The sequence below is a fragment of the Micromonospora sp. LOL_015 genome, assembly GCF_048060275.1.
Classification (GTDB): Bacteria; Actinomycetota; Actinomycetes; order Mycobacteriales; family Micromonosporaceae; genus Micromonospora_E.
In genome coordinates this window covers 1-1,889 of the sequence record NZ_JBHMIO010000122.1, presented here as the reverse complement: position 1 = coordinate 1,889, position 1,889 = coordinate 1, and the positions used below count along the sequence as shown (strand labels likewise).

At 70.6% G+C, this 1,889-nt stretch carries 1 pseudogene; it reads right to left on the bottom strand.

The annotated features are described in order from the left end of the window. Window positions 1-189: 189 nt before the first annotated feature. A pseudogene (gene istA, locus ACFHWU_RS29030) lies at window positions 190-1,760 on the bottom strand (IS21 family transposase); the annotation flags it as partial. Window positions 1,761-1,889: the final 129 nt, after the last annotated feature.

The window sequence follows — 1,889 nt, the reverse complement described above, 5'->3', positions numbered from 1 at the left end:
CAGGGTGTTCTGTTCGACGAGGGCGGCCAGGCCGGCCGCGGCGAGGTGGCCGTGGCCTGCGCTGTCGAGGAAGCCGGCCAGGTCCGCTCGGGCGTCGTCGTCGGCGTGGCGCAGCCAGTCTTCGATCACCTCGAGTGGGCGGGCCAGGTCGGCGGCCTCGTCGCAGTCGAGGACCACGCCCCGATCGGCTGCCGGGATGGCGGGTGTGTCGGTCATCGGCCGAACCTTTCCCAGGAGGCGGTGCCGGGCTGCGCGGAGAAGGTTTCGTCGGCGCGGACCAGGTCACCGGGTTCGCCTCGGATGGCCAGGTGGTCCAGGATCGCGCCGAGGTCCGCGTCGTCGAACCGGCCGGCCGCGGCGGCCAGGCCCAACGCCTGGTCGACGCGGGCGACATCGAGGATGGCGGCGAACTCGACCGCGCGGGCCATCTTCGCCCGCACTCGGCTGGCGCCGGTCGCGGCGGCCTCGACCAGCCACGCGTGGGCGCCGTCACCGATGGCCAGGAAGTCGGCCTCGGCCTTGCTGCGGGCCCGCGGCCGGGGCGGGCGCGGGTGATTCCCGCCCGGATGATGCGGGTAGTGCGCATCGACGATGCGCGGGTTACCCGGCGTGGACAGCTGGTGCCGGGCGATCTCGACGGTGCCCGTGTTCGTCATGGCGACGATCGCCAGTTCGTCACCGACGGTGCGGCACCACACCCTGCTGCCCACGTGCCCAGGCGGGGTCGAGTAGCGCACCGACCCGACCCGGACCGTCTGGTCCTCGTTGACCAGACGCTCCTCGCCCAACGCGGCGGTGTGCGGCTCGGCCGGCAGCATGTGCAGGTGACCGCGTTCGACCGCGAGCCGGTCGACCGGCGCGGCGCCGGTCTCCCGATGCGTGCGGGCGTTGATGTGCTCACACCACGCCTGGCACGCCGCGACGAGCTCGGCGAACGTGCGGTAGGCGCCGCGCAGGTTGGTCTCGGTGGGCACCAGATCGGCCTTGGCGACCCTGACGGTGGCCTCGACTCCGCCCTTGGACTCCGGGTCGAACGGCTCACACGAGTGCACCGTCGCCCCGTAATGCCGGCCCGCCGCGACGACCGTCGGGTGCCGTACCGCGACGCCGGCGACGTGTTCGACGGTAACCGTCTTCGCGTTGTCGCCCAGCAGATACGCCGGCACCCCACCGACCTGCCGCAGGGTCGCGTCCAGGCAGGCGATCAGCGAGCCCATCGTCTGGTCCCAGACCGGGATCACCACCCGAAACCGCGACCAGGCCAGCCACGCGCAGAACAGATACGTCTTACGCCCGTCGACCCGGGGCCCGTCACCCCAGTCGAACTGCAGCCACAGGCCCGGCTCGGCAAGCCACGGCCGGTACGAGCGTCGCCGTCCGGCCCGCCACGCGATCTTCGCCTCGCGCACCGCCCGCCGGGTTGTGCGTTCCGTGCCGATGAACCCCATCGCCAGCAGCCGCTCGTGGACCTTGTCCGCGCGGATCTTCGCCTTCGAGGCGTCGACGAGCTCTTCCACCTTCGGCAGGAACGCGTCGATCAGCTTCGGCCGCGGCCCGGTCCGGACCAGCAACGGGTCCCCACCACCAACGTCACGCAGCGCCACATACCGCTTCACGGTCTTCGGATCACACCCGGCCAGCTGCGCCGCGGAATGCGGACACCGGGTCAGGTCGTACGACTCCAAAATTTCCATGATCTCCCTGTCAGACTTGGTCACGGTCTCTCCGGCGGCTCGATGTGCAAGGTCAGCAACCCGCATCGAACCGGCCGGAGAGATCCACTTCACGTGGCCGAGACGGAGATCACCTGACCGCCCAGCAGGATTTCTGCTGTCCGCGGGCAGGGACTCAACTGTCCGTCAACAAGGATTTTTCAGTGTCCGCTAGCA